The sequence below is a fragment of the Kitasatospora sp. NPDC007106 genome (assembly GCF_040634455.1).
Lineage (GTDB): Bacteria > Actinomycetota > Actinomycetes > Streptomycetales > Streptomycetaceae > Kitasatospora > Kitasatospora arboriphila.
The window spans coordinates 1-2654 of sequence record NZ_JBEYFP010000786.1; the positions used below are offsets into that span (position 1 = coordinate 1).

General features: G+C 73.4%; 3 protein-coding genes. 1 reads left to right on the forward strand and 2 read right to left on the reverse strand.

Annotated elements, in window-relative coordinates; all coding sequences use genetic code 11:
* Nucleotides 1-147: 147 nt before the first annotated feature.
* Together ABZ641_RS32295 and ABZ641_RS32300 are read right to left on the reverse strand one after the other, a co-directional pair.
* Nucleotides 148-681, reverse strand: a complete 534-nt coding sequence (locus ABZ641_RS32295; protein ID WP_359987600.1) for a GNAT family N-acetyltransferase — start codon at nt 679-681, stop codon at nt 148-150.
* Between the two features lie 21 nt (nt 682-702).
* Nucleotides 703-1407 (reverse strand): helix-turn-helix domain-containing protein, encoded by a 705-nt coding sequence (locus tag ABZ641_RS32300; protein WP_359987602.1) that lies wholly within the window; start codon nt 1405-1407, stop codon nt 703-705.
* 120 nt (nt 1408-1527) lie between these two features.
* On the opposite strand from ABZ641_RS32300, the gene ABZ641_RS32305 reads away from it, so the two are divergent.
* Nucleotides 1528-2654: saccharopine dehydrogenase NADP-binding domain-containing protein (locus ABZ641_RS32305; RefSeq protein WP_359987605.1), on the forward strand; the 1127-nt coding region annotated here is incomplete at its 3' end.

Consider the following 2654-nt stretch of genomic DNA (forward strand, 5'->3'; position numbering starts at 1 on the left):
GCACAGCCCTGCCGGGCAGCCGTCCGCGTCGTAGACGACCGTGCAGCAGCCGGCGCCCCGGCCGGACGGCGGGAACCCCACGCCGCTGCGGTACACACCCCCCCCCCGCATGCGGGGGACCGGTGACGGCCGAGGCGTGGCGGTGCGTCACCAGACGTCGCCCTCGCGCCAGTCGGCGACCAGTTCACCCGTGACGTCGACCGGCACGGCGAGCGGCAGGACGTAGATGCCGTCGTCCTCCTCGGCGGTGCGCCGGATGCCGTCCGGGGTGAGGGCGTAGGTACGGCCCCGCCAGGGCTGCCAGCCGTGGGCGGTGTAGAACGGGACGGCGCTGTCGGTGCTGCCGAGGGCCGCCAGGTCGTAGGCGCCGCGGGCGATCCGGACGAGCTCGGCCAGCATCGCGGAGCCGATGCCGTCCCGCTGCCGGTCCGCGCGGACGGCCACGCCCTCGATGTAACCCGTCCGCAGCGCCCGCCCGCCGTGCAGCAGCCGTCGCTGGACGATCGCGGCGTGGCCGACGAGTTCCGCGCCGTCCCGCACCAGCGTGTGCAGCCCGCCGAGGCAGTGCTCCCAGTCCTCGTCCGTCATGTCCGGCGCGAACACCTCGTCGAGCAGTCCGCGGGCGGCCGCCAGGGTTCCGGCGTCCAGATCGGCGGTGTGGGCGACGTGTACCGAGTGCATGCCCACCATCCTGGCACTCCGTCAGATGCTTTCGCCGAGTTGGCGTTCGGCGCTGTCGAGGAGCATGTCCAGGGCGACCGGGTAGGCGCTGTCGGTCATGCGGGCGGCGAGGAGGTCGGCGGTGGCGGCGATGTGGGGGTGGGTGTCGGCGGGGAGGCGGGCGTAGGTGGACTCCCACATGCGTTCGTCGGCCGTGCGGGCCTCGGCGGGGAGGGCGAGCGAGGCGGCGTCCAGGGCGGCGAAGGCGAGGGCCTGGTCGATGAAGGCGTGGTAGACGCGGACGGCCACCGGGTCGGGGAAGCCTGCGGTGCGCAGGATGCCGAGGATCGTCTCGTCGGCGGCGATCTCGCGGTCCCGGCCGGTGACCCGGCTGGCGGTGAGTGCGGCGGCCTGCGGGTGGTCGAGGTAGGACCGGTGGATGCGCAGGCCGAGTGCGCGCAGGTCGTCCCGCCAGCGGCCGCCGACCCGCCAGCCGGCCAGGGCGCGGCCGATCAGTTCGTCGCCGATGGCGAGGGTCAGGGCGTCCATGCCGCGGAAGTAGCGGTAGAGGGCGCTCGGGTCGCAGCCGAGGGCGAGGCCCAGGCGGCGGGCGGTGAGGCCGCTGCCGCCGTGCTCGTGCAGCATCCGCAGGGCGGTCCGCACGATGAGTTCCTCCGACAGGAGGGCGCCCTGCTTGGTCGGGCGCCGCCTGCGGCGCTGCGACTCGGGCACGACCTGCTTCGGCACGGCACTGCTCCCCTCGGACGGCTGCGCCGCCGAGCTTATGCCAACGCCATTGACCTTGCACGGCCGGCCGGAGTTTCCTTCCGACAGGCGGGAACCCGCCAGGGAAGGAAGAGTTCTGCCATGCGAGTACTGCTTGTGGGAGCCGGCGGCGTGGGCACGGCCGTCACCCGGATCGCGGCCCGCCGCCCGTTCTTCGACCACATGGTCGTCGCCGACTACGACCCCGCCCGGGCCGAGGCCGCGGTCGCCGCGCTCGGCGAGGCCGCCGGCAGGTTCAGCGCCCGGCAGGTGGACGCCTCCGACGGGGCCGCCGTCCGGGCGCTGCTGGCCGAGCACGACTGCGACGTCCTGCTGAACGCCACCGACCCGCGCTTCGTGATGCCGCTGTTCGAAGCGGCCCTCGCGGCGGGCGCCCACTACGTCGACATGGCGATGTCGCTGTCGCACCCGCACCCCGAGCGGCCGTACGAGCTGTGCGGGGTCAAGCTCGGCGACGCCCAGTTCGAACGCGCCGAGCAGTGGGAGAAGGCCGGCCGGCTGGCCCTGGTCGGCATGGGCGTGGAGCCCGGGCTCTCCGACGTCTTCGCCCGCCACGCCGCGGACGAGCTCTTCGACGAGATCGAGGAGATCGGCATCCGCGACGGCGCCAACCTCACCGTCGAGGGCTACGACTTCGCCCCGTCCTTCAGCATCTGGACGACCATCGAGGAGTGCCTCAACCCGCCGGTGGTGTACGAGGCCGACCGCGGCTGGTTCACCACCGCGCCGTTCAGCGAGCCCGAGGTGTTCGACTTCCCGGAGGGCATCGGCCCGGTGGAGTGCGTCAACGTCGAGCACGAGGAGGTGCTGCTGGTGCCGCGCTGGGTCGACGCCAGGCGGGTCACCTTCAAGTACGGCCTCGGCGACGACTTCATCGACAAGCTGAAGACGCTGCACGCGCTCGGCCTGGACAGCACCGCGCCGGTCGCCGTGGGCAGCGACCTCGGCCCGGCGAAGGTCTCCCCCCGCGACGTGGTCGCCGCCGTCCTGCCCAACCCCGCCGACCTCGGCGAGCGGATGCACGGCAAGACCTGCGCCGGCACCTGGGTCAAGGGCACCAAGGACGGCCGCCCCCGCGAGGTGTACCTGTACCACGTGGTCGACAACCAGTGGTCGATGCGCGAGTACGGCTCGCAGAGGGGTGAACGCCCGGCAGAGCAGGACGGCCAGCACCGGGCCGAGCATGAAGCAGAGCTCGTCCAGCGCCT